We start from the raw sequence: 1,103 nt of genomic DNA on the forward strand, positions 1-1,103 counted from the left end.
GAAGTGTATTTGCACCGTATGCTTGGTTGGAACCTATTAAAGATCCTGCAACAGAAAAGATATTCGAATACACTGGTGATGCACGTGAATTTACACCAAACGCTGTAAACACTACACGGTCAAGATTAGAGCAAGAAGTGATTATTGATTTTTATAAAAAAGAAATTTTCACATATACCAATGCTTGTATCGTAACTGTAAAAGTTACAAATCCAGATGGTTCTATTGATTATAAAAAAGGAAAAACAAGTACAGAAAATATTGTATGTACTAATGTTGTGTGGGGCACTGATGAAGTTTCTTTTGAAATGAGGGCAAGTGCAAGCAATCCTTTAAATGCAGCAGCACCTGCGGCTGATTATTTATTAACTATACAGGTTAACAAGAGTGGTGTTGCACAAATTGAAGGTGCACATGATGGGTTCCCCTGCTATGAATTTTATAAACAAACAGATTTTGGTCCATTTGAATTAATATATACACATGATTTCAGAAAAACTGGTGACACTCCAGCAGCGCTAGCTGGGGAAATGGAATACAGTTTTAAAACGACAATCTAGATATAAATACTAAGTAGAAGTTTACAAGCAGCAAATATTAAAGGAAAAGCAATAATATATACGAAAGAAATTGCGATCTGTTTTGCWCAATGGCTCAATATTATTATCCAAAATAAAATTAAAAATCATAGAGGTGTGTCTCATGACTAATATCGTTAAAGTTAGAGCAAGTGTATTTATTCCAATGTCTTGGACTGAACCTAAGAAGGATACTCAAACAGGAAACGTGATTCAATTCGAAGGTGACTCACGTGAATTTACACCATATGCTGTAAACACTATGCGTTCCAGAATTGAACAAGAAGTAGTAGTAGATTTTTATAAAAAAGAAATCTTCACATATGCGAATACTGGCATGACAACAGAAAGAATCACAACTCCTGATGGTTCCGTTAATATAAGAACAGGAAAAGCTAGTACAGAAGGTATTTTGTGCATTGATGTTGTATGGGGGGCAGATGACGTCAAATTTCAAATGAGTGCTAGTGCTAGCAACCCATTAAATGTTTATGCACCTCCCGTTGATTATCTATTAACTGTACA

Annotated in this window: 2 protein-coding genes; both read left to right on the forward strand. The window is 34.8% G+C overall.

Annotated features, from left to right (window positions below):
- Window positions 1-560: DUF3238 domain-containing protein (locus AC1DSB_RS19770; RefSeq protein ID WP_477587479.1), on the forward strand; the 560-nt coding region annotated here is incomplete at its 5' end.
- A gap of 142 nt (window positions 561-702) precedes the next feature.
- On the forward strand, window positions 703-1,103 hold a 401-nt coding region (locus AC1DSB_RS19775), incomplete at its 3' end, for a DUF3238 domain-containing protein (RefSeq protein ID WP_477587480.1).

The organism is Paenisporosarcina sp. P4_E4_2 (assembly GCF_056401595.1).